This window comes from Streptomyces sp. NPDC029041 (genome assembly GCF_040637515.1).
In the GTDB taxonomy this organism is placed as follows: domain Bacteria; phylum Actinomycetota; class Actinomycetes; order Streptomycetales; family Streptomycetaceae; genus Streptomyces.
Map to the genome: position 1 here is coordinate 356,473 of NZ_JBEZWO010000006.1, position 24,878 is coordinate 381,350.

Genomic DNA, 24,878 nt, shown 5'->3' on the forward strand with positions numbered 1-24,878 from the left:
TCCGCCAAGGGGACGAACCGTTCCGTCTTCGAGGGCTTCCTACGAACGGGCTACTGTCACACCCCGGGGAGCCCCGCGCCTTCCATCAGCCCCGTCACCTCGGTCCCCGCCGGGGTCAGCAGGAACACGTTGCGGTCCACCCGGTGCATCCCGCTCGCCAGCCCGAAGACCACACCCGTACTGAAGTCGAGGACCCGCTTGGCGACCTCCGTCTCCGCCCCGGTGAGGTCGAGGAGGACGGGGACGCCCGCCATCAGCCGCTCGGCGACGTCCCGCGCGTCGGCGAAGACGTTCACGCGCAGGACGACGAAACGGCGGCGGGTCTCCGTCTCGGCCTCGGGTATGGACCGGTGGCCGACGGCGGACGGCCAGGCGTCCCGGCCCCGCAGCGGCACGACCTGGGCGAGCCCCTCCCACTGTTCGTCGGTGACATCGTGGCTGTTCACCGGCATGCTCCGTCCTGGCTCGCGCTCGCTGTCTGCATCGGGCAATTCTTGCGCAGAGTCACCCGTTCGGCCCAATGCGACACGCTCCGCGACCTCATTGCACCTCACAACGGCCGGAAGGCGGCTGTGTGACGGGCGTAACCCCCGATGATCAAGCCGTGTGACAGAGGCGTAACGGGCGATTCGTACCGTCGGGGGTATGACCACGACCCCCTCGGACCGGCCGGACACGCGGCAGGTGCGCACCGTCTGCTCGTACTGCGGTGTCGGCTGCGGCCTCGTGCTCGATGTGGGGACCGGCCCGGACGGGCGGCGCACGGTGCTGAAGGCGTCCGGCGACAAGGCGCATCCGGCGAACGCGGGGCGGCTGTGCACCAAGGGTGCGACCACGGCCGACCTGCTCGCCGCGCCCGGGCGGCTGACCGGCGCGCTGGTGCGGGACGTCCGGGGCGAGGAGGCGGTGCCGGCACCCGTGGCCGACGCGATCGCCGAGACGGCGGCGCGGCTGCGGGCGATCGTCGACGAGCACGGGCCGGACGCGGTCGCCTTCTACGTGTCCGGGCAGATGAGCCTGGAGGCGCAGTATCTGGCGAACAAGCTGGCCAAGGGCTTCGTGGGCACGAACCTCATCGAGTCGAACTCGCGGCTGTGCATGGCGAGCGCGGGCACCGGCTACAAGCTGTCGCTGGGCGCGGACGGGCCGCCCGGGTCGTACGAGGACTTCGACCGGGCGGACGCCTTCCTGGTCATCGGGTCCAACATGGCCGACTGCCATCCGATCCTGTTCCTGCGGATGATGGAGCGGGTCAAGGCGGGCGCCAAGCTGATCGTCGTCGATCCCCGCAGGACCGCGACCGCCGCCAAGGCGGATCTGTTTTTGCAGGTCAGGCCGGGGACCGACCTCGCGTTGCTGAACGGCCTGCTGCATCTGCTGCATGAGGGAGGGCACACCGACCCGGAGTTCGTGGCCGGCCACACCGAGGGCTGGGAGGCGATGCCCGGGTTCCTCGCCGACTACCACCCGGCGGCCGTCGCCGGGATCACCGGCCTGGCCGAGGACGACCTGCGCGAGGCGGCCCGGATCATCGGTGCGGCGGGCACGCGGTGGATGAGCTGCTGGACCATGGGGCTGAACCAGTCCACGCACGGCACCTGGAACACCAACGCCCTGGTCAATCTGCATCTGGCCACGGGGGCGATCTGCCGTCCGGGCGCCGGGCCGTTCTCCCTGACCGGGCAGCCCAACGCCATGGGCGGGCGCGAGATGGGCTACATGGGGCCGGGGCTGCCGGGGCAGCGGTCGGTGCTCGTCGACGAGGAGCGGGCGTTCACCGAGGAGGTGTGGGAGCTGCCGCCGGGCACCCTGCGCGCCGACGGGGCCGGGCAGGGCACCGTCGACATGTTCCGGCGGATGGCCGAGGGAGAGATCAAGGCCTGCTGGATCATCTGCACCAACCCGGTCGCCTCGGTCGCCAACCGCCGCACGGTCATCGAGGGTCTGGAAGCCGCCGAGTTCGTCGTCACGCAGGACGTGTTCACGGACACCGAGACCAACGCGTACGCCGACGTCGTCCTGCCCGGCGCGATGTGGACCGAGGCGGAGGGGGTGTTCGTCAACAGCGAGCGCAACCTCACCCTGACCCGGCAGGCGGCGGACCCGCCCGGGGAGGCGATGGCCGACTGGCGCATCATCGCCGAGGTGGCGTGCGCGATGGGGTACGAAAAGGGGTTCTCCTACGACAGCGCCGAGCAGGTCTTCGAGGAGATCCGGCGGTTCTGGAACCCGAAGACCGGCTGGGACCTGCGCGGGGTGACCTACGAGCGGCTGCGCGAGACGCCCGTGCAGTGGCCGGCCGCGCGGGAGGACGGGCCGCAGCGCAATCCGATCCGCTACGTGGGTGAGGAGGGGCTGCGCTTCCCCACGGCTTCCGGGCGGGCCGTGTTCTTCGCGCGGCCGCATCTGCCCGCCGCCGAACTCCCCGACGACGACTATCCGTTCGTGCTCAACACCGGACGGGTGCAGCACCAGTGGCACACCCTCACCAAGACCGGGAAGGTCGCCAAGCTCAACAAGCTGAATCCGGGGCCGTTCGTGGAACTGCACCCGGAAGACGCCGCGGCGCTCGGGGTGGCCGAGGACGACCTCGTCGAGGTGGCCTCCCGGCGCGGGCGGGCCGTGCTGCCGGCCGTGGTGACGGACCGGGTGCGGCCGGGGTGCTGCTTCGCGCCGTTCCACTGGAACGACCTGTTCGGCGAGTACCTGAGCATCAACGCGGTGACGAGCGACGCGGTGGATCCGCTGTCGTACCAGCCGGAGTTCAAGGCGTGTGCGGTGTCGCTGGCGAAGGTGGCGGCGCCGGCACGTCAGGCAGCGGCGCCCGCAGCGGAGGCACCGCCCCTGGTACCCACGGCGGTCACGCCGGGCCCCGCGAACCCCTTCGGCCTGGAGCCCTCCCCTCCCCCGGTGCTCTCCGCCCAGGAGCGGCAGTACCTCACCGGTTTCCTCGCCGGGCTCGGCTCGGGCGCCCCCGGGGTGCCGGTGCTGCCGGCCGACGCGCCCTTCTCGCCCGAGCACGCGCTGTGGGTCAACGGGGTGCTGGCCGGGATGTACTCACGCACCGGGGAGGCCGCGCCGCAGGACCGCCCCGGGCGCGAGGTCGTCGTGCTGTGGGCCTCGCAGACCGGGAACGCGGAGGAGTTCGCCACCGCCACCGCCGAGCGGCTGACCTCGACGGGGCACCGTACGACTCTCGTCGGCATGGACGACGCCGACGTCGGCACGCTCGCCCGCACGGCCGACCTGCTGTTCATCACCAGCACCTTCGGGGACGGCGACGCGCCCGACAACGGCTCCGGCTTCTGGGACGCGCTCTCCGGCGAGCTGGCCCCGCGGCTGGACGGGGTGCGGTACGCGGTGCTGGCCTTCGGCGACTCCTCGTACGACGACTTCTGCGGCCACGGGCGGCGGCTGGACGCGCGCCTCGGTGAACTGGGCGGGGTGCGGCTCGCCCCGCGCACGGACTGCGAGCCGGATTTCGAGCCGTCCGCCGGGCAGTGGCTCGACCAGGTGCTCTCGGCGCTGGGGCAGCAGTCCGCGGCGCCGGCTGAGGAGTCCGCGGCCCCGGCCGCGAAGCCCACGGCCACGTGCAAGCCGGTCACCACGGCCCGGCTCGTCGGCAACCGGCTGCTCAGCCGGGCCGGGGCGGGCAAGGAGGTACGGCGGTTCACCTTCGACACGAGCGGGACGGACCTGGCGTACGAGGCCGGGGACGCCCTCGGTGTGCGGCCGGTCAACGCGCCCTCGCTGGTGGAGGAATGGCTGGCGGTGACCGGGGTGGACGCCGGGGCGGCCGTGACGGTCGACGGTGTCGGCGAGGTGCCGTTCGGGGAGGCGCTGCACCGGCATCTCGACATCACCCGCATCACCCCCGACCTGCTCCGCTTCGTCGCCGAACGCGCGCGGGACAAGCACGAGTTGCGCAGGCTGCTGCGGCCGGACAACAAGGACGGGCTGGCGCAGTGGAGCTGGGGGCGGCAGGCCGTGGACGTGCTCGCCGAGTACGCGGTGCGGGCGGGCGCCGAGGAGTGGGCCGGGGTGCTGCGCAGGCTCCAGCCGCGGCTGTACTCCATATCGTCGAGCCCGCTGGCCGACCCGCACCGGGTGTCGCTGACGGTGTCCGTGGTGCGGTACGAGAACCTGCACGGCCGGGCGCGCGGCGGGGTCTGCTCGCCGTACCTCGCGGACGCCGAACCGGACACGGAGGTACCGGTGTTCGTGCAGCGCTCACCGCACTTCCGGCCCCCCGCCGACGCCTCGACCCCGATGATCATGGTCGGTCCGGGGACCGGTGTGGCGCCCTTCGTCGGCTTCCTCGAGGAGCGGCGGGCGCTCGGCCACCGGGCCCCCTCCTGGCTGTTCTTCGGCGAGCAGCACCGGGCGACGGACTTCTACTACGAGGAGGAGCTGACGGCGCTGCTCGACGAGGGCAGCCTCACGCGGCTGGACACCGCCTTCTCCCGGGACCAGCGCAACAAGGTGTACGTGCAGGACCGGATGCGCGAGCACGGGCCGGAGCTGTGGCACTGGCTGCGCGACGGGGCCCGCTTCTACGTCTGCGGCGACGCCTCCCGGATGGCGAAGGACGTGGACCGGGCGCTGCGGGACATCGCGATGGCGCACGGCGGGCTGGGCGAGTCCGAGGCCGCCGCGTACGTGAAGCAGCTCGCGGCGGACAAGCGGTACGTGCGGGACGTGTACTGAGCCGTGTTCCGAACCGAGCCGTGTACGGAACCGAGCCGTGTGCCGGCCGAACAGGGCCCTTACCCGGAGCACACCGGAATCTTCACCTCCCTCCGGGCCCCGCTCACCGGCGGCGATTAGCGTCCGGCGGCGTGTATTCGGCAGAAACGACGCTGCTGGTGCCCGGCCCGCGCACCCAGTCGGCGCTCTCCGCACCGCCGGCTCCCCCGGCCCAGTGGCACCGCGTCCTGACCCTGCTCGCCGACATCGGGTTGCTGATCGGCACGCGCGCGGTGTGGACGTCGGCGGCCGGTCACCGTCCTGCGGTGGCCGCCGTGATCTCGCTGTGCTACGCGTCGATCCTGACGTGCGGGGTGCTGGCCCTGGTCGTCCGACGGGTCCGGTCGCTGGCCCGGGTGGACCTGTGCGTGCTGGTGACCGGCGTGACGCTCACCCTGTGCGCGTGGATCATGATGCACAACGGCTCCGACGAGGCCCTGCTCACCACCCAGGCGGCGCGGGAACTGGCCGCGGGGCGCCCCGTGTACGGGCAGCCGTGGCCCTGGCTCTTCGGCCACGGGGTGGCCCTGACCCCGACGGTGACCGGCGGCTACGACTTCACCTACGGTTACCCGCCGCTCGCCCCGCTGCTGACGGTGCCGCTGCTGTGGCTGGGCCACGGCGGCACTCCGGCGACGGCGGTGAGCACCGGCGCGCTGATCACCGGGACGGTCGTGCTGTGGCGGATGCTGCCGGCGCCGTGGCGGTCGGCGGTGACCCTGGTGTGCCTGGGCTTCGGGATGCTGCCGTCGTACGGGCGGCTCGGCTACCCGGCGGTCGTGGCGCTGGCGCTGCTGGTGCCGGTGGTGGTGCGCTGGCCCCGTACCGGGGAGGGCGGGCGGCTCGGGGCCGCGGGACTGGGACGGGCGGTGTGTCTCGGTGTGGCGTGCGCGGCCCAGCAACTCCCTTGGTTCCTGGCGCCGTTCCTGCTGGCCGGGATCTTCGCGGTGCGGCGCGGTGAGCTGGGCGGCCGGGCGGCGGCGCTGGTGGTGCTGCGGTTCGCCGGAGCCGCGGCCGGCGGGTGGCTGCTGATCAACGCCTACTTCGCCGTGAGCGAGCCGGGGCGCTGGCTCACGGGGATCGCCCTGCCGCTCACCCAGGGGGCGGTGCTGCACGGCCAGGGCGTGGTCGGCATCTCGCTGTACCTCACCGGCGGCAGCGACCGGATCGGCTGGTACTCCCATGCGAGCCTGCTGCTCTTCGCCGGGCTGCTCGCGTTGTTCACGCTGTTCGTGCGGCGGCTGGGGCCTGCCGCGACCGTGCTGCCGTGGTGCGTCTTCTACCTGGCGACCCGGTCGCAGGACGGCTACTACCTGCTGATGACGCCGCTGTGGCTGGCGGCGGTGGTGACCGCTCCGGCGTCGGCGTTCGTCCGCGCCTGGCAGCCCCGTCCGGGCCTCCTGGCCGGGGCGCACGGGCGTCCGGCGCGGGTCACCGCGACGATCCTGCTGCTGGCACCGGCCCTTGCCTGCGCCGCCGTGGCGGCGACGGGCACACCGCCCCTGCGGATGCGGGTCACGGCGGTCCGCCACCCCACCGCGGCGACCGTCTCCCGCCTCGCCCTGCAGGTCACCAACACCGGCGACAGCCCGCTCACCCCGCACTTCATGCTGACCACCGGCCAGGGCATGGCCGCGTACTGGCGGGTCGTCCGGGGCCCGCGCACCCTGCCCGCGCACGACACTGCCCCGTACGAACTCCGGCCGCCCACGGGCCGCTTCCCGCTGCCCCGCCCGGGGGTCCGCATCCGTCTGCGCGCGTTCACGGCGTCGCCGCAGACGCTGTCGAGCGCGGACGTGCAGGAGGTCGTGCGCCCCGGCTGACAGGACAGCCCCTGGCGAACCGCACGGTCCGCGGCCGTTTCATCTACACGGCCGTAGAATCCGGGAACACCGGGGCGACGGCGAGCGTTGAACCGGATGACACACCACCCGTCCAAGGAGCACCTTCTTGTCCGCCAGACCGACGGACCCTCCGGGGCACAGTCCCCGACCATCCCGCCTCGGAACCAGTGATCGCGGCACACGGCGGGGTGGTGTCGGATGAGTGCCGCGGAGGCCCTGCTGGGCCTGCTCGCCGTGTTCGTGCTGACCGCCGGCACCGGCTACTTCGTCGCCCAGGAGTTCGCCTACGTCTCCGCCGACCGGCTCACCCTCGCGCGTGAGGCCGAGGCCGGGGACCGCGGGGCCGCCCGGGCCCTCACGGTGCTGGAGCGGCTGTCCTTCATGCTGTCCGGCGCGCAGCTCGGCATCACCGTCACCGGCCTGGTGGTCGGCTTCATCGCCGAGCCGTCGGTGTCCGCGCTGCTCAGGCCGGCCCTGTCGGGTCTCGGCCTGCCCGGCGCGGCCGTCGGCACCGTCGCCGTCGTGCTCGCCTTCGTGCTGGCCACGGTCGTGCAGATGGTGCTGGGCGAACTGGCCCCGAAGAACCTCGCCATCGCCGTGCCCGAGCGGCTGGCGAAGGCGCTGGCCCCGTCCACCCTGGCGTATCTGAGGGTCGTCGGCCCCGTCGTGCGGGTCTTCGACGGCGCGGCCGACCGGCTGCTGCGCAAGGCGGGGATCGAGCCCGTCGAGGAGCTGCACCACGGCGCCACCCTGGAGGAGCTGGGCCATCTGATCGGCGAGTTCCACGAGCGGGGGGAGCTGCCGGAGGACACCGCCGCGCTGCTGGACCACGCGCTGGAGTTCTCCGAGCGCACCCTGCACGAGGTGATGGTGCCGCGCGCCGACGCCGTGTTCGTCCGCAAGGACGCCGGTGCCGAGGAGGCGATCGGCCTGATCGCCCGGCACGGCCACTCGAACTACCCGGTGCTCGGCGACCACCCGGACGACATCGCGGGCGTGCTGGGCGTGCGCGAGCTGATGGCGCTGCCCGCCGCCCGACTGGCCGGGGCACGTGCCGCAGAGGTGGCCCGGCAACCGCTGCTGCTGCCGGACACGCTGCCGCTGCCCGACGCGGTGACGCGGATGCGGGAGCACGACGACGAGTTCGCGGTCGTCCTGGACGAGCACGGCGGTGTGGCGGGCGTCGTCACGTACGAGGACATCGCCGAGGAGCTGGTCGGTGACATCGCCGACGAGTCCGACAAGGTCACCGTGCTCGCCCTCGCGGACGGCGACGGCTGGCTGGTGGACGCCGGCCGCCGGGTGGACGAGGTGGCCGAGGCGACCGGTGTCCGGCTTCCGGAGGACGACGACTACGACACCGTGGCCGGACTGGTCGTGGACCGGCTCGGCCGCTTCCCGACGGTCGGCGACCGGGTCACGGTCGAGCTGCCCGAGGGCGGCCGGGCCGTGATCGACGTCCGCACGCTGGACCGGCACGTGGCCGACCGCGTCCGGATCGGCCTGCTCGTGGAGGCCGCGGAAGCCGAGGAGATGGCGTGAGTTTCCCCATGGCGGTCTTCGTGACCGTGCTGCTGCTGATCGGCAGTGGCTTCTTCGTCGCCGCCGAGTTCGCCCTCGTCGCCGCCAAACGGCACCGCATGGAGAAGGCGGCCGCGCAGGGGCGGCGCGGCGCCGGGGCCGCGCTGGCCGGGATGCGCGAGCTGTCGCTGATGCTGGCCGGCGCCCAGCTGGGCATCACGGTGTGCACCCTGGGCCTGGGCTCGGTGTCCAAGCCGGCGATCTCGCACGAACTCGACCCGCTGCTGCACACCCTGGGCCTGCCCAGCGCTGTGAGCTACGGCGTGGCCTTCGCCGTGGCGATGGTCGTGGTGGTGTTCCTGCACATGGTGGTCGGCGAGATGGCGCCCAAGTCGTGGGCGATCGCCCACCCCGAGCGTTCGGCGATGCTGCTGTCCCCGCCCTTCCGGGCCGTGGTGCGGGCCGTACGTCCGCTGATCCGGCTGCTCAACCGGGTGAGCAACGCCCTGGTACGGCTGTGCCGGGTGGCCCCGCGCGACGAGCTGGCCTCGGTGCACAACCGGGAGCAGCTGACGCACCTGGTGGAGGAGTCGGAGCGGCTGGGTCTGATCAGCGCGACCGACTCGGAGCTGCTGACCCGCTCGCTGACCGAGCCGGAGACGCCGGTCGCCGCGCTGCGGATCCCGGCCGCCGAGATCACCTGGGTCGAGGGGGCCGCCGGCCTCGACGCGCTGCTGCGCTTCGCCGCCGAGCACGACCGCACCCGGCTGCTCGTCCGGGAGAACGGCACGGTCCTCGGCTCGGTGCACGCCCGGGACGCCCTGGTGGCCCGGGCCCGCGGCCGGGCCACGACCGCGCGGGACCTCGCCCGTCCGGTGCCCGAGCTTGCGGAGACCGCCACGGTCGCCGACGCCATCGAGGTACTGCGCCGCCGCCGCTCTTCCCTGGCCGTGGTCCGCGACGACGCCGGCGGGCTCTCCGGCCTGGTCACCCTGGACGACCTGCTGGCCCGGCTGCTGCAGCCGACGGGGGTGACCTGAGGGGGCGGGGCCTGCTGCTGAGGGGCGGCCCCGTGGTCGCGAGGGGGCGACGCTCGCGGTGGGGCAGGGTCCGTGGCCCGGCACAAGGCGGAGCCCGCGCCTCCAGGAGGCAGGCTCGTCGCCCGACACGAGGGAGAGCCCGCGGCCCAGGGGGCCCGTGGCCGCGGGCTGCCCCGGGGACCGAGCCCGTCGCCTTACGCGTACCGGGTCCGAACATCCAGCACATCTGCACACCGTGCGCCGGGAGGTCGCGCGGCGCCCGGGGTGTGGCCGCGCCCCGGCCGCGACCTGGGGATTTGGGGGTGAAGTGCCCGCTTCGGAAATCGGGGCGCAAGAGTCCCGCGCGCGGCCGGGCGACGGGCTGTGTGAAGGAATGGGCGCATCCCGTGACCCGGAGGTCACAGCGGTGAAGGCGGTGGCCGCGAGGAGGTACGCGGCGCCGGCGGGCGGTTGGATCTCTGCTCCGGGGGGTGCTTTGATCCTGCGCACGGCGGGAGCGGCCGGGGCGGAATCCCGAACTCCGGATCCCGCGGGCACCCGCGCTCACCGCCACTGCGAGACATTCACGCGAAGGGAAACACCCCCATGAACCTCACCTCTCGGGTCGACACCGCCGAGCTCACCGACGCCGACCTGGACGCCGTCGCCGGCGGCAACGCGGGCGGCGTCGATGTCTCCGCGGGCCTCGTGGGCGGCCTCTCCGCCGGCCTGGTCGGCCCCCTGGCCGGCGAGGCCTGCGCCGCCGTGCAGGCGGCCGTCTCGCCGCAGGGCGCGGCCGCGGGCGGCCACGCGGGCATCCACACGACGTCTCTCTGACGCCATCCGCGCGAAGGGCCCCGGGAAGCGATTCCCGGGGCCCTTTCGCATGCGCAGCGCACGCGGCCACGGCATCCCGCTTCGCGCGGAAGCACGGAAGCAAACGTGAGGAATTCGCGAAACACGTGACGGAAATCTGGACATCCCGGGGGTGAGTAACACGGTGAGAGGGCGTGACGCAGACTTACTCGGACCCCCCGGATCCCGTCTGCAAAGCGAGAGGAACAGCACCGTGACACCTGACGCGACATCGACCGGAGAGCTGCCGATCTACGAGAGCCTCATACGCGAACGCGGTGACGTCGTGGAGGAGGCCCGTGTGGTCGCCGAAGAGACCCAGCACCAGATGAGCCAGGCGCTGAACGGGGTCGCGGTGGCCCCGCAGGAGACCGGCGCGGCGTGACTCCCGGGGGGCATCGCGCCTCCTGGGGATCCGCGCGGGCGCTCCCGCGCCGGGCCGTCACCCCTCGAGCGGGTCGTGGCCCCAGTTCATCAGGGAGTACCGCCATCGTGAGTCCCGTACGTCCCCGGAGGGCCGCTGAGCCAGGTGACGGCGGACATAGCCGACGACCTTGCGCATGTGCCGGTAGTCGTCGTCCGTGAGGTCGCCCTTCCTGGTCCGCAGGATCTCCACGATCCGACGGCCGGAGGCGTGTCCGGTGGACTCGCCCCCGTCCTGGTGCTGCCCCGCGTTCTGCGAGTCGTCGGACTCCAGCCACTTCTCCAGACCGGCCGGGGTCATGTTCACCAGCTCACGGAAGTCGTTCCAGGTCTCCTCGCGTTCCCCGCCGTCCACGGCGCCTCACTTCTTCTTCTTGAGCGCGGACGGCTTGTGCACCGCGGTCCTGCCGGACTTGTCACTGCGCACCTCGTACTGCGGGTCGTCCGGCGAGGCGTCGACCGTGCGGCCGGACGCCTCTGTCCGTTCGGTGATCTCCCGCTCCACCTCGCCCTCGGTGCGGCTGCCGTGAGTGCTCCAGGTGACCTTGTCGCCCTTCTTCGGCTTCCCGCCCTCGCTGCGGCCCTTCGCCATGCCGGTACTCCCTCGCCGAGACGTGTGCTGTCCTTCCAGCGTGCGGGCCGGACGGTCAGGGCGCAGCTCGGCGGATTCCGGCCCGGCCGGTGTCCGTGCCGCGGAAGGCCCACGCCATCCGGGGCTCCGTCACCCGGCGGAAGGCCCGCCGTACGGGCGGTGCGCACAGCGTGGTGACGACCACGGCCGCGACCAGGGTGGCGGCGATCACGCCGAGGGGCCCGCGCACCCAGGCCGGCTCGTACCAGCCCCAGTGCTTCGCGGCCTGCGCGACGAAACCGTGCAGCAGGTAGCCGGACAGGGTCCCGGCGCCCAGCACCGTGAACCAGGTCCGCCGCCCGGGCACCCAGGCGAGGAAGCAGCCCACCAGGACGAGGGAGCAGCCGAAGACGGCCAGGGTCATCAGGGGCCCGTACGGGACCGGGACGCCCAGTTCCGGGGCGCTGTCCGCGTGGAAGAACCAGGCGTAGTCCATCCGGGGCACCGCCCAGTACGCCAGGCCCAGGGCGCAGGCGGCCACCGGCACGGCGAGGGCCCGCGCCGCGCGGCGTCGCACCAGCCGGAAGTGCTCCGGCCGCAGCAGCAGACCGCACACGAAGTACGGCAGGAACTGCAGGACGCGCTGCAGATCGAGGTCGTGCCCGATGGACGGCGCGGTCGTCGCCGCCATCGCGATGACCAGGGCGAGCGGGAGCGGCCACCGCACCAGCCGCCACAGCGGCGTGGTCAGCCGCCAGACGAACAGGGCCGCGAGGAACCAGGTGAGGTACAGGGGGTCCAGCAGGCTGACCGGGCGGCCGGGGTCCTGGCTGGACCAGCGGGTGAACAGGGTGTACGCCGTCTCGAACACCACGTACGGGACGGCGACGCCGGTGACCAGACGCCGGAGCCGGGCCGGGCTGCCGTCGAACGTACGTGAGAAGTAGCCGGAGATGAGGACGAACGCCGGCATGTGGAAGGCGTAGACGAGGGTGTAGAGGGCGGTGACGGTCCTGCTGTCCTGGCGCAGGGGCTCCCAGGCGTGCCCCACGGCCACGAGCACGATCGCGAGGTACTTGGCGTTGTCGAAGTACGCGTCCCGCTGCCGGGCCGGGCGGGTCGCGGCGGCGGGCTCTTCCGTGCGCGCACTCCGGGTCGTTTCCGCGCCCGGGCGGACCGCGGTCATCGTGTCACTCACGGGCCCTCCCGAAGCGGCTCGAGGCGTGGTCGCCTCTTCCGGCAGGGAGTAAAGGAAGGGAGTGTGCGCAGAACATCGCCCGCACCCTAATCACAGGGCCGTGCGTTCGTTCAACTCGTAACGGACATGGCTCGCTTCGGTTCATGCCCGCGTGTACGTACCGGGACGGGCGATCGTCTCCCGCAGGGCCGTGGTGAGGGGGTGCCGGGGTGCGGTCAGGATCTGCTGGGCAGGGCCCTGTTCGACGAGTTCACCGGCGTCCAGTACGGCGATGCGGTGGGCGAGGGCCGCCGTGTCCAGGTCGTGGGTGATCAGGACGAGGGCGAGGTCGCCGCGGTCGCGGACCAGGCCGGCGAGCAGGTCGAGGAGGCCGCGGCGGCTCACGGTGTCCAGGCCGGAGGTGATCTCGTCGCACACCAGGACCCGGGGCCGGGCGAGGAGGGCGCGGGCGAGGGCGGCGCGCTGGAGTTCGCCGCCGGACAGCTCGCCGGGGCGGCGGCGGGTGAGCTCGTCCGGGAGGCCGAGGCGGGTGAGGGTGGCGCGGGCCTCGTCCGTGGCCGTGTCCTCGGCGGTGCCGCGCAGCCGGACGGCGGTGCGGGCGACCTGGGCGAGGACGGGCCGGTGCTCGTCGAAGGAGGCCAGGGCGTCCTGGAACACGTACTGCACGGCGGCGAGTTGTGCCCGGCCGCGGCGGCGCAGGCTGCGCGGCAGTGCGGTGCCGTCGAGCAGGATCTCGCCGTCGTGGTTGCGGTGCAGTCCGGCCAGGCAGCGGGCGAGGGTGGTCTTGCCGCTGCCGGAGCGGCCGACGACGGCGAGGCAGGTGCCGGGGTGCAGGGCGAGGTGCGGGACGCGCAGGACGGTGGTCCCGGGGTCGTGCACGGCGGTCAGACTCCGTACCTCGAGGACGGGTTGACCGGGGTCGACGGGTGCGTCGACCCGCGGTGCCGGGCGCTGCGCCTCCAGCAGCCGGCGGGTCCACTCGTGGCGAGGTGCCTTCCACAGCCGCTCCACGGGGCCCGACTCCACGACCTGACCGGAGCGCAGGACGAGGACGTCGTCGGCGAGCGCGCGGACGACGTCGAGGTCGTGGCTGAGCAGGACGACCGCGATACCGCGGGCGGCGACCGCCGCCAGCCGGTCGACGACGGCCCTCTTGGTGAGCACGTCCTGCCCGGTGGTGGGTTCGTCGGCGACGATGACCCGGGCGCCGAGGAGGAGGGCCTGGGCGAGGACGACACGCTGCTGCTGGCCACCGGAGAGCTGGTGCGGGTAACGCCGCAACAAGTCCGCGGGACCAGGGAGTTGTGCCTCCGAAAGGGCTCGCAGGACCAGTCGTCGAGCCGCGCCACGGCGTTCGGGGCGGGGCAAATGGCGCACCTGCGGGCGGGCGATGTCGTCGAGCAGGGCGCTGATGCGACGGGCCGGGTTGAGCACGGCGGCCGGGTGCTGGGGCACGTAGCCCACCGGGCCTTCTCCCGGCCGGCGCACCTCCCCCGTGACGCGGGCACCGGCCGGGTACTCCCCCAGCAGCGCCAGCCCGATGGTGGTCTTGCCGCTGCCGGAGGCACCGACCAGGGCGGTCACCCGGCCGGGCAGCACCCGCAGGCGCACTCCGTCGACGATCGCCCGGCCGTCGATCTCCACCCGCAGGCCGTTGATCTCGGCGGCGGGTTCCGCCGGGTCCGTGGCGTCGTTCACGGCCGCCGTCCCTTCCTTCTCGGGCTCTTCTCCAGTGCGGCGTCGAAGAGCAGGTTGGTGCCCGTCGTCAGGGCGACGATCAGCAGTGCGGGGACGACGACCGCCCAGGGCTGCACGAGGAGTCCGGTGCGGTTGCGGTCGACCATGACCGCCCAGTCGGCGGCGTCCGGGGCGACTCCCACACCGAGGAACGCGGCGGTCGACACCAGGTACAGCACACCCGTCAGCCGGATGCCGGCGTCGGCGGCCAGGGTGCGCAGGGCCGAGCGGCCGACGTAGCCGACGGCGACGCGCCACCACGTCTCGCCCTGCATGCGCAGCGCCTCCACGGCGGGCCGGGAGGCGGCCTCGGCCGCGGCGGCCCGGACGATCCGCGCGGCGTCGGGCACGTTCACCAGCGCGACGAGCAGCGCGAGACCCGTGGCGCCGGGCGAGAACACGGATGCCACCAGCAGGATCAGCAGCAGCGACGGTACGGCGAGCAGCACGTCCAGGGGGCGCATCAGCAGGTCCTCCAGGCGTCGCGCGTGGGTGAGCGCGCCGGCGAGTCCGACCGGCAGCGCGACGAGGTAGGCGAGGGCCGTCGCGGCGAGCGCGGTCAGCACGACCGTGCGGCCGCCGTGCAGCACCTGCCGCGAGACGTCGCGACCGACGAAGTCGGTGCCGAGCCAGTGGCCGCCGCCGAGGGTGAAGGAGGCGGCGCGGGGGCCGGGCGCACCGGCGAACAGGGGTCCCAGGAGGGCGAGCAGGACGGGGGCGGCGACGATCACGAGGCCGAGGAGGAACCGGCGCGTCACCCTCACGCCGCCACGCCCGCCCGGCGCGTCAGCCGTCACGCCGCCACCCCCGCCCGGCGCGTCAGCCGTCACGCCGCCACCCCCGCCCGGGGCGTCAGCCGGTACGCCAGCGCGTCCGCGCCCAGGTTCAGTACGACGGTCAGCACGCCGAACACCACCGCCAGCCCCTGCACCACGGGCACGTCCCGCTCGGCGACGGCGTCGAGGAGGACCGTGCCCAGGCCGGGGATCACGAACAGCGCCTCCACGACGATGACCCCGCACAGCAACCAGTCGACGGTGCGGGCGAGTTGCTGCGCAGCCGGAGCGAGGGCGTTGGGCAGCGCGTGGGCGTAGCGGACGCGGGCGCCGGGGACACCGTAGCGGCGGGCGTGGGCCGCGTACGGCGAGGCGAGGGCGTCGACCATGCCGGCGCGGACCAGCCGGGACAGGGAGCAGACCGGGCGGGACAGCAGGACCAGCACGGGAAGCACCAGCACGGCGGGGTGGCCGAGCAGGTCCGTGCCGAAGCCGACCGCCGTCGGCGGCAGCCAGGTCAGTTTCAGCGCGAAGACCGTCACCAGCAGCACGCCGAGTGCGAACTCGGGAACGGCGTACACGGCGAGCGTCGCCGAGCTGATCAACCGGTCGACGAGCCGCCCCTCGTGGCGGGCGGCGAGCACGCCGAGCCCGAACCCCAGAGGGACGAGCAGGGCGAGGGTGAGGGCGGCCAGCAGCAGGCTCGGGCCGAAACCGTCGGCGATGTATCCGCTGACCGGGCGGCCGGAGGTCAGGGAGGTGCCGAAGTCGCCGTGCAACATGCCCGTCGCCCAGTCCGCGAGGCGTTCGTGGGCGGGCCGGTCCAGGTCCATGGACGCGCGGATCGCGGCGATGCGGGCGGGGTCGGGCTGGTCGCCCGCGAGGGCGACCGCGGCGTCGCCCGGCAGCGCCTCGGTGAGCGCGAAGACCAGCAGCACGACGGCCACGGTCTGCACGGCACCGAGCACCAGCCGCCGGGCGACGAACGAGCGCGGACCGCTCCGCTTCACGCCAGCCACACCGTGTCGAAGCGGGCCCAGTCGAGGGTGTTGGCGGGGGCCTTGGTCTCCACTCCCCTGACCTTGCGTGCCGTTCCGATGATCCAGTCCGCGAAGCCCCAGATCAGGAAGCCGCCCTCGGTGTACAGGCGGCGCTGCATCCGCGTGTAGACAGCGGTCCGTTCGGTCTTGTCCCGGGTGGACTGGGCCTGCTGGTAGAGGGCGTCGAAGTCCTTGTGGTGCCACTTGGTGGCGTTGGTCGTGGAGTTCGTGAGCAGGCGCTGGGAGATGTGGGCCTCGATGGGCATGGCACCGGAGCGGTAGCAGCACAGGGTGCCGCCGTCGAGGATGTCGCTCCAGTAGGAGTCCTTGCTGCCTGTCTTCACGTCGATGGTGACGCCGGCCTCGGCGGCCTGGTCGCGGAAGATGCTCGCGGCCTCGGTGAAGCCCGCGGCGACGGCCGAGGTGTCCAGGGTGACCTTCAGCTTCTCGGCGCCGGCCTGCTTGAGCAGGGCCCGGGCGCGGTCGAGGTCCCGCTCGCGCTGCGGCAGTGCGGAGGCGTAGTACTCGTAGCCCTTGCCGAACAGGTCGTTGCCGACCTCGCCGGCGCCGGACAGGGCGCCGTCGACGAGTTCCTGCCGGTCGGCGATGAGGAAGAAGGCCTCGCGCACCCGCTTGTCGTCGAAGGGCGGCCGGTCGGTCTTCATGCAGAACGCCTGCATGGCGCTGTTGCGCAGCCGCACGATCTCGATCTGTCCCCGGCCTTCGTGGGCGCGGGCGGTGGTGGGGTTGAGCTCGTGCGCGTACTCGACCTGTCCCGCGAGGAGGGCGTTGACGCGCGCGGACTCCTCGTTGGCGACGACGAACTCGATCTCGTCGAGGTGCGGGGCGCCGTCCCAGTAGTCCTCGTAGCGGCGGAAGACGGCGGAGCGGCCGGGGGTGAAGGACACGAACCGGAAGGGGCCGGAGCCGATGGGCTTGTCGTCGAAGCCGGTGGCGTCCTCGGGGACGATGTACGCGCCGAACGCGGCGAGGATGTTGGGGAATTCGGCCGTGGGGCGCTTGAGGACGAACTCGACGGTTCGCTCGTCCGTGGCGCGGCTGGCGTCGAGGTCGATGGGCTCCAGGGACGCCTTGGCACGGAAGGCCTTCTCGGGGTCGGCGATACGGCGGTAGCTGTACAGGACGTCCTTGGCGGTGACCGGCTTCCCGTCGTGGAAGGTGGCCTGGCGCAGCGTCACCCGCCAGTGGTCCAGGTTCTTGTCGGACTCCCACTTCTCGGCGAGGCGGGGCCGGGCGGAGAGGTCGGCGCCGTAGTCGGCGAGTTTGTCGTAGAGGGCCTTGGCGCGGGCGACGTCGGCGAACAGGTTGGCCAGGTGCGGGTCGAGGGTTTCGCTCGCGCCGCCGCCGGCGAAGGCCGCGCGCAGGCGTCCGCCCCGCCGGGGCGGTCCGTCGCCGCTGCCGGCCGCCTTGTCGTCGGTGCCGCCGCAGCCGGTGAGGGCGAGGGCGGCGGCGCCGGTGGTCGCGGCGAGGAAGCCGCGGCGGTGCAGGCCGGAAAAGGGTCTGTCGTCCATGACTGGTCCTTCGTGTCAGGGGGTGTGCAGCCGCGCGACGAGGTGCAGCCGGTCGCCGTCGGTGGCCGTGCCGGGCGAGGTGGCCTCCGGCCAGGGGGGTTCGGTGCGCGGGCCGGGGCCGTCGTGGAGTTCGAGCACCTCGAATCCGTGCGCGGCGAGGAAGTGCCGCAGTTCGTGCGGGAACAGCAGGCGCCAGGCGGAGTGCTGCCTGACGGGCGGGGAGGAGTCGCCGGTGGTCCATGTTCGGGTCCGGCGCAGGAGCTGGGCGGCGCGGTCGAGGGTGAGGGTCGTCGTGGACCGGTAGGTGATGCCCTGCCAGGTGAACGCGTCGACGACGGGCCGCTCCAGCAGGCCGGTCCGGCCCAGGAAGTACGCGCCGTTGCGCATCTCCGCGACGAGCAGTCCGCCCGGGGCGAGGGCGTGGCGGCAGGAGGCGAGGAAGCCGTCGAGCTGGTTGTTGGTGTGGCAGTACAGCAGGGAGCTGTCCAGGCAGACGACGGCGTCGAACGCCGACCGGCCGAGATCGAAACCGTGCAGGTCGGCCCGGACGTACCGGGGTCCGGGATGGTGGGCGCGGGCGTGGGCGAGCATCGCGTCGGAGAGGTCGGCGCCGGTGACGGTCCGGCCGGCCCGGTGCAGTCCGGCGGCGTCGCGGCCGGTACCGCAGCCCATGTCCAGCACGCGTGGCCCGGCGCCGTGGTGGCGCAGGCGGTCCTCCGTCCAGCGGGCGGCCCGTCGTTCGGCGTCGGGGAAGCGGGCCTCGTACAGCGCGGGGTGGTCGGTGAGCAGGTTGCCGCTCGTCATGCCGTGCTCCTCTCCCCGGCCGGGGCGGCGGCCTGGGGGGCGCCGCGGGCGGGCAGGGCACCGAGCCGGTGCAGCCAGGCCACGCCGAGCGCGGAGACGAGGCCGCAGAGCGCGCAGCTCACCCAGGGCAGCCATACGGCGTTCCGCGCTCCGGTGTCCATGGCCCAGCCGACGGCGGCGTTGCCGAGGGCGGCGGCGACGCCGGAGACGACGTAGAAGATCCCGAAGTACGTGCCCGTCAGTTCGGGGCGGCCGAAGCCGGGGATCAGCTCCATGACGAACGGCTGGGCGGCCATGAGGCCGAGGTAGAGCAGCAGGGCGCAGGCCAGGAGCGGCAGCAGGCCGGGGCCGAAGGCCGGCAGCAGGAAGGCCAGCCCCATCACCGCGAGACCGCCGGAAATCCAACGAGCCCTGCTACCACGGGACTTGAGTATTCGGGTGATCCTCAGCTGGAGCGCCAGGTTCGCCACGGTACCGACGAGGAAGACCACGCCTGCCGCCCCGTCCCAGCCGGTGGCCTGCCTCGCCCTGTCCGGCAGCAGCAGATACAGCTGGCTCTCCAGGGTGAACAGGCCGACCACGGCGATCGAGAAGGCCAGGAACGCCCGGTTGCCGAGCACCTCCCGCCAGTCCCCGAGGACGCCACCCGCACTCGGCTCGGCCTTGCGCACGGGCAGGACGAGGGCCTGGGCCACGGTGAGCACCGCGAAGATCCCGGCGGCGGTCAGGGCGGACGTACGGAAGTCGACGAGGAGCAGCACGCTGCCCAGCAGCGGCCCGACGAGCGCGCCGGTCGTCGCGAACACGTTGAACAGGGCGAACGCCTCGGCCCTGCGCTCCCCCGCCTCCTGCGCGAGATAGGCCCGCACGGCCGGGTTGAACAGCGCCCCGGCGACGCCGCTGAGCACGGCGGCGGCGAGCAGCACCGCGAGCCCGTCGCCGAGCGCGAACAGCGCGAACCCGAGGGTGCGCAGGGCGCATCCGGCGATGATGACGCCGCGCGCGCCCAGCCGGTCGGAGGCGGAGCCGCCGATGATGAACAGGCCCTGCTGGCTGAGGTTGCGCACGCCGAGGACGACGCCGACGACCGCCGCCGACAGGCCGAGGTTCTCGGTGAGGTGGGTGGCGAGGTAGGGGATGAGCAGATAGAAGCCGGTGTTGACGCCGAACTGGTTGACCAGCAGCAGCCGCACGGCGGGTGGGAAGCGCCGTATCTCATGCCACGTCCTCACGTGCCGCCACCTCCTCGACGCCCAGCCCCGGAGAGCCACTCGCCCGTACGACGCCGTCGCCTCCGCCGATGCCCCTCCACGGGTCGTGGGCGAGCAGCAGGTGTCCGTCGAGGTCGGCCCAGCGGGCGCGGCCGGCCAGGTGGACGGCGGGAGCCAGGCCGAGCGTGCTGGCGGTGAGGCAGCCCAGCATGAGTGCGGTGCCGCTGCCCTCGATCGACTCGGCGATGCGCAGGGCGGTGTGCACGCCGCCGCACTTGGCGAGTTTGACGTTGACGCCCTGGACGCGTCCGGCGAGGCGGCGCACATCGTCCAGGTCCACGGCGTCCTCGTCGGCGATGACGGGCAGCGGTGCGCGTTCCGCGAGGGCGCCCAGGGCGTCCGGGTCGCCGGGGGCGACGGGCTGCTCCACGGCCTCCACCCCGAGGTCGGCGAAACGCGGCAGCAGGGCGGCCGCCTGCGCCATGGACCAGGCGCCGTTGGGGTCCAGGAGCAGCCGGGCCCGGGGTGCGGCGCGGCGGACGGAGCGGACCCGTTCGATGTCGTCCTGGGGGTCGGGGGCGCCGGCTTTGACCTTGATGATCTCGAAGCCGCTCGCGGCGAGACGGCGTGCCTGCGCCGCCGCCCGGCCGGGGGTCGTGATGCCGATGGTGCGTGCGGTGGCCGCGACGGGCGGTTCGGCGGCCCCGAGGAGGCGGTGCACGGGGACACCCGCCCGCTTGCCGGCCAGGTCGAGCAGCGCCGACTCGACGGCGGCGGTCACGGCGGCCGGCACGTCGATGCCGGGCCACTCCCCCGCTCGCAGCGCCTCCAGGGCGCTCTCCGGATCGGCGAAGCGGCCGGGGTCCGCCGCGGTGAGGAGCCGTATCAGCCGGTCGGTGCCGAGTCCGTAGTAGACGCTGGTGACGGCCTCGCCGTGGCCGCGCAGTCCGTCGTGCTCGACGGTCAGCCAGACGGCGTCGCGTGCGGCCATGACGGAACGGGAGATGCGCAGCGGCTCGGTGAGTTCGAGGCGCACGGTGCGCAGACGGGACTTCACGGGCGCTCTTTTCGGCGGCCGGGGGCGGCGAGCGGGTCGGTGACCCTGGTGCAGCGGACCCAGCCGGCGGCCTCGGCCGCGTACGGGTGCGGGATCTCGACGGGCCGGGTGGCCGCGGTCGACGGATCGAGGCCGTGAGCGGTGGTGAAGTCGTCGTCGTAGACGGTGCCGAGGTAGCGGTGCGGGCCGTCGGGGAAGACGGTGGCGACGACCGCCCCGGGGTGGACGCGGGCCGCCCAGGCGGCGACCCGGGCCGCGGCTCCGGTGCTCCAGCCGCCGCTGACGAAGGCGCCCCGCGCCAGCCGCCGGCAGCTGTCGACGGCCTCGGCGGGGCCGACCCAGTGGACCTCGTCGAAGGCGTCGTAGGCGACGTTGCGCGGGTGGATGCTGCTGCCCAGGCCGCGCATCAGCCGGGGCCGGGCGGGCTGGCCGAAGATGGTGGAGCCGGTGGAGTCGACGCCGATGAGTCGCAGGGCGGGCCAGTGCCGGCGCAGCGGGCCGATGATGCCGGCGCTGTGCCCGCCCGTGCCGACGCTGCACACCAGGATGTCGAGGTGGTCGAGCTGCACGGCGAGTTCGGCGGCCAGGGAGGCGTAGCCGGCGGTGTTGTCGGGGTTGTTGTACTGGTCGGGCCAGTAGGCGCCGGGCAGTTCGGCGAGCAGGCCGCGCAGCAGGGCGAGGCGGGCGGCCTGCCAGCCGCCCCGCTCCGCCGGACGGCCGGCGATCTCCAGCCGCACCCCGTGCGAAAGCAGCAACTGCCGCATGGAGGGTTCCAGTTCGCGGTCGCCGACCAGCACGATGGGATGGCCGAGTGCCTGTCCGGCGAAGGCGAGGCCGATGCCGAGCGTGCCGGAGGTGGACTCCACGACCGGTGCGCCGGGCAGCAGTTCGCCGCGGTCGCGGGCGCCCAGCAGCATGGACACGGCGGCCCGGGCCTTCATCCCGCCCGCCGCCAGTCCTTCGAGCTTGGCCCAGAAACCGGGGTGCGGGCCCGGCAGGTCGGCGGCGATCCGGGCCAGCGGGGTTCTGCCGACCAGCGAGAGCAGCTCGCGGCGGGCGTCGGGCAGGACGGCGGTCGTGGTCATCGCCGGCCTCCCGGACAGGAGCCGTCGTAGTGGTGGAGGACGCCGGGGCCGCCGTCCAGCCAGAAGAAGGGGTACGGCTCCGCGCACACCGCGGTGACGCCCTGCCCGAGGAGGCGGGGCAGCACGGCGCTCCCGGTCTGGGCGAACATCACCAGCTGCTTGCCGTGGGCGAGCGCGTGCCGCCGCAGCGGTTCGAAGGTGCCGTTGCCCAGGGTCATGCCGGAGACGAGCAGGGCGTCACACCCTTCCGCCGCGGCGAGCGCGTCCGTGACGACCGGCTCGCCCCACTCGGTGCGCTCGCCCTTGAGGTCGCAGGGCACGTAGCGCAGTCCGCGCGAACGCAGCGCTTCGAGCAGGGAGTTGACCACCCCGACCACGAGGACGGTGGCGCCGGGCGGCAGGTCGAGCAGATCTGCGACGGCGTTCGCCCGGGCCCGGGACTTCTCCAGCGACGACCCGCCCGGCAGCGCGACCGGCGTGGCCCCGTGCTCCGGGGTGTGCGGCAGGACGTGCATCAGGTAGGCGTCGAGGGCCGCCACCCGCACCGGTGGCAGCGGGTGCTCCAGCAGCCCGGCCACGTCCGCGCCCACGCACTCCTCGACGGCGCTGTCCGGCAGTGTCCCGGGCTCGACCGCGCAGGAGCCGACGGCCGCGGCCAGACGCAGGCTGAGGACCTCGTTGCGGTAGCCGGTGCCGCGCCCGTCGTGCCGGACGGCCTGGCGGGTGGTGAACGCGACGGCGATGCGCAGGGCGCCCGGGTCGGGCCCGAAGACCCCGGCGCGCACCAGGCCCACCAGGTCCTCGTACGACCGGCAGGTGCCGGTGAGGGCGGTGGTCACCGGATCACCAGCCCGGCCCGCAGTCCGTCCAGCAGCGTCTCGACGCGGGCGCGGGCCCCGAGCCCGTCGGGGTCGCCGGCCATGACGTGCCCCAGGTACTCGTTGTTGCTGCCCGCGGCCTTCACCGCCCGTCCCGGCTCGGCGAGTTGCACTTCCAGAACCCCGGGCAGGTCTTCGGTCCCGCGGCCGTCGAGCGCTGCGAGGGTGCCCGACGATCCCGGTACCAGGAAACCGATGGCGGCGCTGCGCAGCCCGGTGTCCGTGTGCCGCAGGTCGGGCGCGCGGCCCAGGGCGACGTCCACGCAGGCGGCGGCGAGGTCGATCCCGGTGACGTGCCGTACGAGTTCGGTGATGCGGTTCCCGGCCGGCCGGGGGTTGACCTCGACCACGCGTGGTCCGGCGGAGGTCAGTTTGATCTCCGTGTGCGCCACGACCCCGTCGGTCAGCCCGAGGGCCTTGAGCGCGGCCAGGGCGGTCTGCTCGGCGGCCTCGGCGTCGGCGGACGGGAGGGCGGCCGGGAACATGTGCCCGGTCTCGACGAAGGCGGGTGCGCCGGCGACGCTCTTGTCGGTCACGCCCACCACCTGGACCGCGCCGCCGTACGACACCGTCTCGACACTCACCTCGGGCCCGTCCAGCAGCTCTTCGAGCAGCACCACGGGGGTGCGCCGCTGGCCGCGGGCGTTGAGCGGGAAGCCGTCCAACTCGCGGCAGACGGCAGCCAGTTGGGCCTCGTCGTCGACCCGGCGCACGTACATGCCCGCGCACAGGTCGACCGGCTTGACGACCAGCGGATAGCCGATGCCGTGTGCGGCCCGGGCGATGCCGGCCCACTCCTCCGCCACGGCGAAGCGCGGTCCGGGCACCCCGGCGTCCTGCAGGACGCGGCGGGTGGCGTCCTTGCGGCAGGCGTCGCCGACCGCCTCGGCCCCCGGGCCGGGCAGGCCGAGCCGCTCCGCGATCCGCGCCACGGCGGGCAGGTAGTAGTCGCAGGAGGTGACGACCCCGTCGAAGCCGAGCACGCCGTGCAGCCGCTCGGCCTCCGGGAGCAGCGCCTCGATGTCGTTGGTGTCGGACGTGATGATGTGGCGGGCCCCGAGCAGCGGATGGGCCGTCCCCTCCGGTGCCGAGCGCAGGTAGTGGTGCAGATCGCGGGTGAGGAACGTGAACGCGTGCCCGTTCTCCCGGATCGCCCTCGGCAGCAGTCGGCTCATGGAACCGACCCAGCTCTCGACCACCAACAGATGAGCCACGACTCCCCTTTCTTCACGATGAGTTCGAGGCATGCGGGCAGCCCGGCGGGCCCTCGACGGGGAGGACGCGGGGTACCGCCGGAGACGCTACCGATAACCATTTTCATTGTCATCTGATTGGGCGAAAGATCTTCCGGAGGACCCGCGAAACCCCGCCCCCGCGGCCCGGCCACCCCACCTCGCCGCCTCACCGCCTGCCGAACGCGTCGAGGGCGAGGGGCTCCCAGAGCCCCTCGCCCTCGTCACGACCCTCCGGCGCTCAGGTCTCCTTCCAGACCAGCACGGTCAGTACGGCGCTGACGACGGTGACCGGTACGGCGCCCTGGTTCAGCAGCCGCACCCGCATGCTCCGGCCCGACGCGACCCGCTTCGTCACGGGCACGACCACGAAGGTGCCGCCGCCCGTCCCGACGATCTCGTGGATCGGGTGGTCCACGCGCTGCTCGTCGTCCTCGTACTCCGTCATGCGCGCCTGGACGACGGCACCGGCCGGCAGTCCGTCGATGTGCAGGCTGAGGGTTCCGCCGAAGCGGGCCGGGCCGCGGGCGAAGACGCTTCCCCCGGCGGCGTGGTCGCCGGTCTCGTCGGTCCATTCCGCGGTGAACTCGACCGAGTCCCACGCGCCGGGCGCGAGGTCGTACGGCTCGGCGGCACCGAGGTTGACGTACTGGGGCATGGGGTCCTCTCCTTCCCACCGGCCCGCCGGGAGGGCCAGGGCATCGGCGACGTCCCGGCGGAAGCCGGCCATGTCGAATCCGCGCGGGTCGACCTTCCAGTCGCTCCATTCCAGGTGGCCGATGGCACTCTTGGGGCCCCAGCCGTGCGCGCGGCAGACCGCGGCGGTCGCCTTGACCATCGCGAGGTACTGGGCGGGCGGCCACGGGTCCCTGCCGTCGCCCTTGTTCTCGCACTCCCAGCCGTAGAAGCGGGCGTTGCCGTCGACCGAGCCGGCCGAGCCGTCGTGCTCGTGCGTCGGGGGCGGATACGTGCCGTACGACTCGCCGATGACGGCGTCGAGGACGTCGCCGTCCCCGCCGCCGGCGTGGTTGGCCCGGCCGTTGCCGGTGAGGTGGACGACGCCGTCCTTGGTGATGCACCCGGTGGCGAGCGGGCCGGGCAGAGCACTGTGGCCGTGGAAGATCAGCCCGACGACGTCCGTGCCGGGGCCGGTGACGGTGTGGTGGATCACCACGCCGTGTACGGGACCCCAAGGTCCTTTGTGGTTGCGGTTGTTGGTGCGCCAGCCGGCGACTTCGCGAACGGTGCAGCCCTCGGCCTTCAACGCGGCGACGAGCCGGGCGGCGGTGAGCGGGGTGGCCATGAGTCAGTCCTCCGTTCCGGCGCGTGCGTGCCGGTCTGAAGACGGT

Annotated in this window: 21 protein-coding genes; 6 read left to right on the forward strand and 15 right to left on the reverse strand. The window is 73.5% G+C overall.

Features of this window, described 5'->3' with window-relative positions; all coding sequences use genetic code 11:
- Window positions 1-56: 56 nt before the first annotated feature.
- Window positions 57-452 carry a cell division protein SepF gene (locus tag AB0F04_RS17725; protein WP_030838486.1) on the reverse strand — a complete coding sequence of 132 codons (396 nt, stop codon included), beginning with the start codon at window positions 450-452 and terminating at the stop codon, window positions 57-59.
- 193 nt (window positions 453-645) lie between these two features.
- On the opposite strand from AB0F04_RS17725, the gene AB0F04_RS17730 reads away from it, so the two are divergent.
- The 6 genes from AB0F04_RS17730 to AB0F04_RS17755 all read left to right on the forward strand — a co-directional run bounded on the left by AB0F04_RS17730 (window position 646) and on the right by AB0F04_RS17755 (window position 10,370).
- Window positions 646-4,707 (forward strand): bifunctional nitrate reductase/sulfite reductase flavoprotein subunit alpha, encoded by a 4,062-nt coding sequence (locus AB0F04_RS17730; protein WP_362042502.1) that lies wholly within the window; start codon window positions 646-648, stop codon window positions 4,705-4,707.
- 131 nt (window positions 4,708-4,838) lie between these two features.
- Entirely contained in the window at window positions 4,839-6,569 is a 1,731-nt protein-coding gene (locus AB0F04_RS17735) for a hypothetical protein (RefSeq protein WP_362042503.1), read from the forward strand.
- 219 nt (window positions 6,570-6,788) lie between these two features.
- Complete coding sequence (locus AB0F04_RS17740) at window positions 6,789-8,132, forward strand: hemolysin family protein (RefSeq protein ID WP_362042505.1); 1,344 nt, start codon at window positions 6,789-6,791, stop codon at window positions 8,130-8,132.
- Window positions 8,129-9,151 (forward strand): hemolysin family protein, encoded by a 1,023-nt coding sequence (locus AB0F04_RS17745; RefSeq protein ID WP_362042506.1) that lies wholly within the window; start codon window positions 8,129-8,131, stop codon window positions 9,149-9,151. Before AB0F04_RS17740 ends, AB0F04_RS17745 begins: the two co-directional genes overlap by 4 nt.
- A 585-nt stretch (window positions 9,152-9,736) precedes the next feature.
- Window positions 9,737-9,967 (forward strand): hypothetical protein, encoded by a 231-nt coding sequence (locus tag AB0F04_RS17750; protein WP_053667924.1) that lies wholly within the window; start codon window positions 9,737-9,739, stop codon window positions 9,965-9,967.
- 232 nt (window positions 9,968-10,199) lie between these two features.
- Window positions 10,200-10,370 carry a hypothetical protein gene (locus AB0F04_RS17755; protein WP_362042508.1) on the forward strand — a complete coding sequence of 57 codons (171 nt, stop codon included), beginning with the start codon at window positions 10,200-10,202 and terminating at the stop codon, window positions 10,368-10,370.
- A 57-nt stretch (window positions 10,371-10,427) separates the two neighbouring features.
- Here the strand turns inward: AB0F04_RS17755 and AB0F04_RS17760 are convergent, their stop codons facing one another.
- The 14 genes from AB0F04_RS17760 to AB0F04_RS17825 form a co-directional block, all read right to left on the reverse strand.
- On the reverse strand, window positions 10,428-10,763 hold the full coding sequence (locus AB0F04_RS17760; protein ID WP_362042509.1) for a DUF3140 domain-containing protein: 336 nt from the start codon (window positions 10,761-10,763) through the stop codon (window positions 10,428-10,430).
- 6 nt (window positions 10,764-10,769) lie between these two features.
- A complete protein-coding gene (locus AB0F04_RS17765; RefSeq protein WP_362042510.1) occupies window positions 10,770-11,000 on the reverse strand; it encodes a DUF2945 domain-containing protein in 231 nt (76 codons plus the stop codon).
- A 55-nt stretch (window positions 11,001-11,055) separates the two neighbouring features.
- Window positions 11,056-12,177, reverse strand: a complete 1,122-nt coding sequence (locus tag AB0F04_RS17770) for an acyltransferase family protein (protein ID WP_362042512.1) — start codon at window positions 12,175-12,177, stop codon at window positions 11,056-11,058.
- Window positions 12,178-12,318: 141 nt separating this feature from the next.
- Window positions 12,319-13,875, reverse strand: a complete 1,557-nt coding sequence (locus AB0F04_RS17775; protein WP_362042514.1) for an ATP-binding cassette domain-containing protein — start codon at window positions 13,873-13,875, stop codon at window positions 12,319-12,321.
- The gene (locus AB0F04_RS17780; protein WP_362042516.1) at window positions 13,872-14,711 is read right to left on the reverse strand and encodes an ABC transporter permease subunit; all 840 of its coding nucleotides are present in this window, start codon (window positions 14,709-14,711) and stop codon (window positions 13,872-13,874) included. Before AB0F04_RS17780 ends, AB0F04_RS17775 begins: the two co-directional genes overlap by 4 nt.
- Window positions 14,712-14,740: 29 nt before the next feature.
- Entirely contained in the window at window positions 14,741-15,700 is a 960-nt protein-coding gene (locus AB0F04_RS17785; RefSeq protein ID WP_362042518.1) for an ABC transporter permease, read from the reverse strand.
- On the reverse strand, window positions 15,697-17,262 hold the full coding sequence (locus AB0F04_RS17790) for an ABC transporter substrate-binding protein (RefSeq protein WP_362042519.1): 1,566 nt from the start codon (window positions 17,260-17,262) through the stop codon (window positions 15,697-15,699). Before AB0F04_RS17790 ends, AB0F04_RS17785 begins: the two co-directional genes overlap by 4 nt.
- Window positions 17,263-17,277: 15 nt before the next feature.
- Window positions 17,278-18,066 carry a class I SAM-dependent methyltransferase gene (locus AB0F04_RS17795; RefSeq protein ID WP_362042521.1) on the reverse strand — a complete coding sequence of 263 codons (789 nt, stop codon included), beginning with the start codon at window positions 18,064-18,066 and terminating at the stop codon, window positions 17,278-17,280.
- A complete protein-coding gene (locus AB0F04_RS17800; RefSeq protein ID WP_362042523.1) occupies window positions 18,063-19,298 on the reverse strand; it encodes an MFS transporter in 1,236 nt (411 codons plus the stop codon). Before AB0F04_RS17800 ends, AB0F04_RS17795 begins: the two co-directional genes overlap by 4 nt.
- Window positions 19,282-20,334, reverse strand: coding sequence for a dipeptide epimerase (locus tag AB0F04_RS17805; RefSeq protein WP_362042525.1), 1,053 nt, complete (start codon window positions 20,332-20,334; stop codon window positions 19,282-19,284). Before AB0F04_RS17805 ends, AB0F04_RS17800 begins: the two co-directional genes overlap by 17 nt.
- Window positions 20,331-21,419 carry a pyridoxal-phosphate dependent enzyme gene (locus AB0F04_RS17810; protein ID WP_362042526.1) on the reverse strand — a complete coding sequence of 363 codons (1,089 nt, stop codon included), beginning with the start codon at window positions 21,417-21,419 and terminating at the stop codon, window positions 20,331-20,333. The genes AB0F04_RS17805 and AB0F04_RS17810 overlap by 4 nt, the downstream gene beginning before the upstream one ends.
- On the reverse strand, window positions 21,416-22,258 hold the full coding sequence (locus AB0F04_RS17815) for a DUF364 domain-containing protein (RefSeq protein ID WP_362042528.1): 843 nt from the start codon (window positions 22,256-22,258) through the stop codon (window positions 21,416-21,418). Before AB0F04_RS17815 ends, AB0F04_RS17810 begins: the two co-directional genes overlap by 4 nt.
- Complete coding sequence (locus AB0F04_RS17820) at window positions 22,255-23,511, reverse strand: ATP-grasp domain-containing protein (protein ID WP_362042530.1); 1,257 nt, start codon at window positions 23,509-23,511, stop codon at window positions 22,255-22,257. Before AB0F04_RS17820 ends, AB0F04_RS17815 begins: the two co-directional genes overlap by 4 nt.
- 259 nt (window positions 23,512-23,770) lie before the next feature.
- Complete coding sequence (locus AB0F04_RS17825; RefSeq protein ID WP_362042532.1) at window positions 23,771-24,832, reverse strand: N-acetylmuramoyl-L-alanine amidase; 1,062 nt, start codon at window positions 24,830-24,832, stop codon at window positions 23,771-23,773.
- Window positions 24,833-24,878 lie beyond the last annotated feature (46 nt).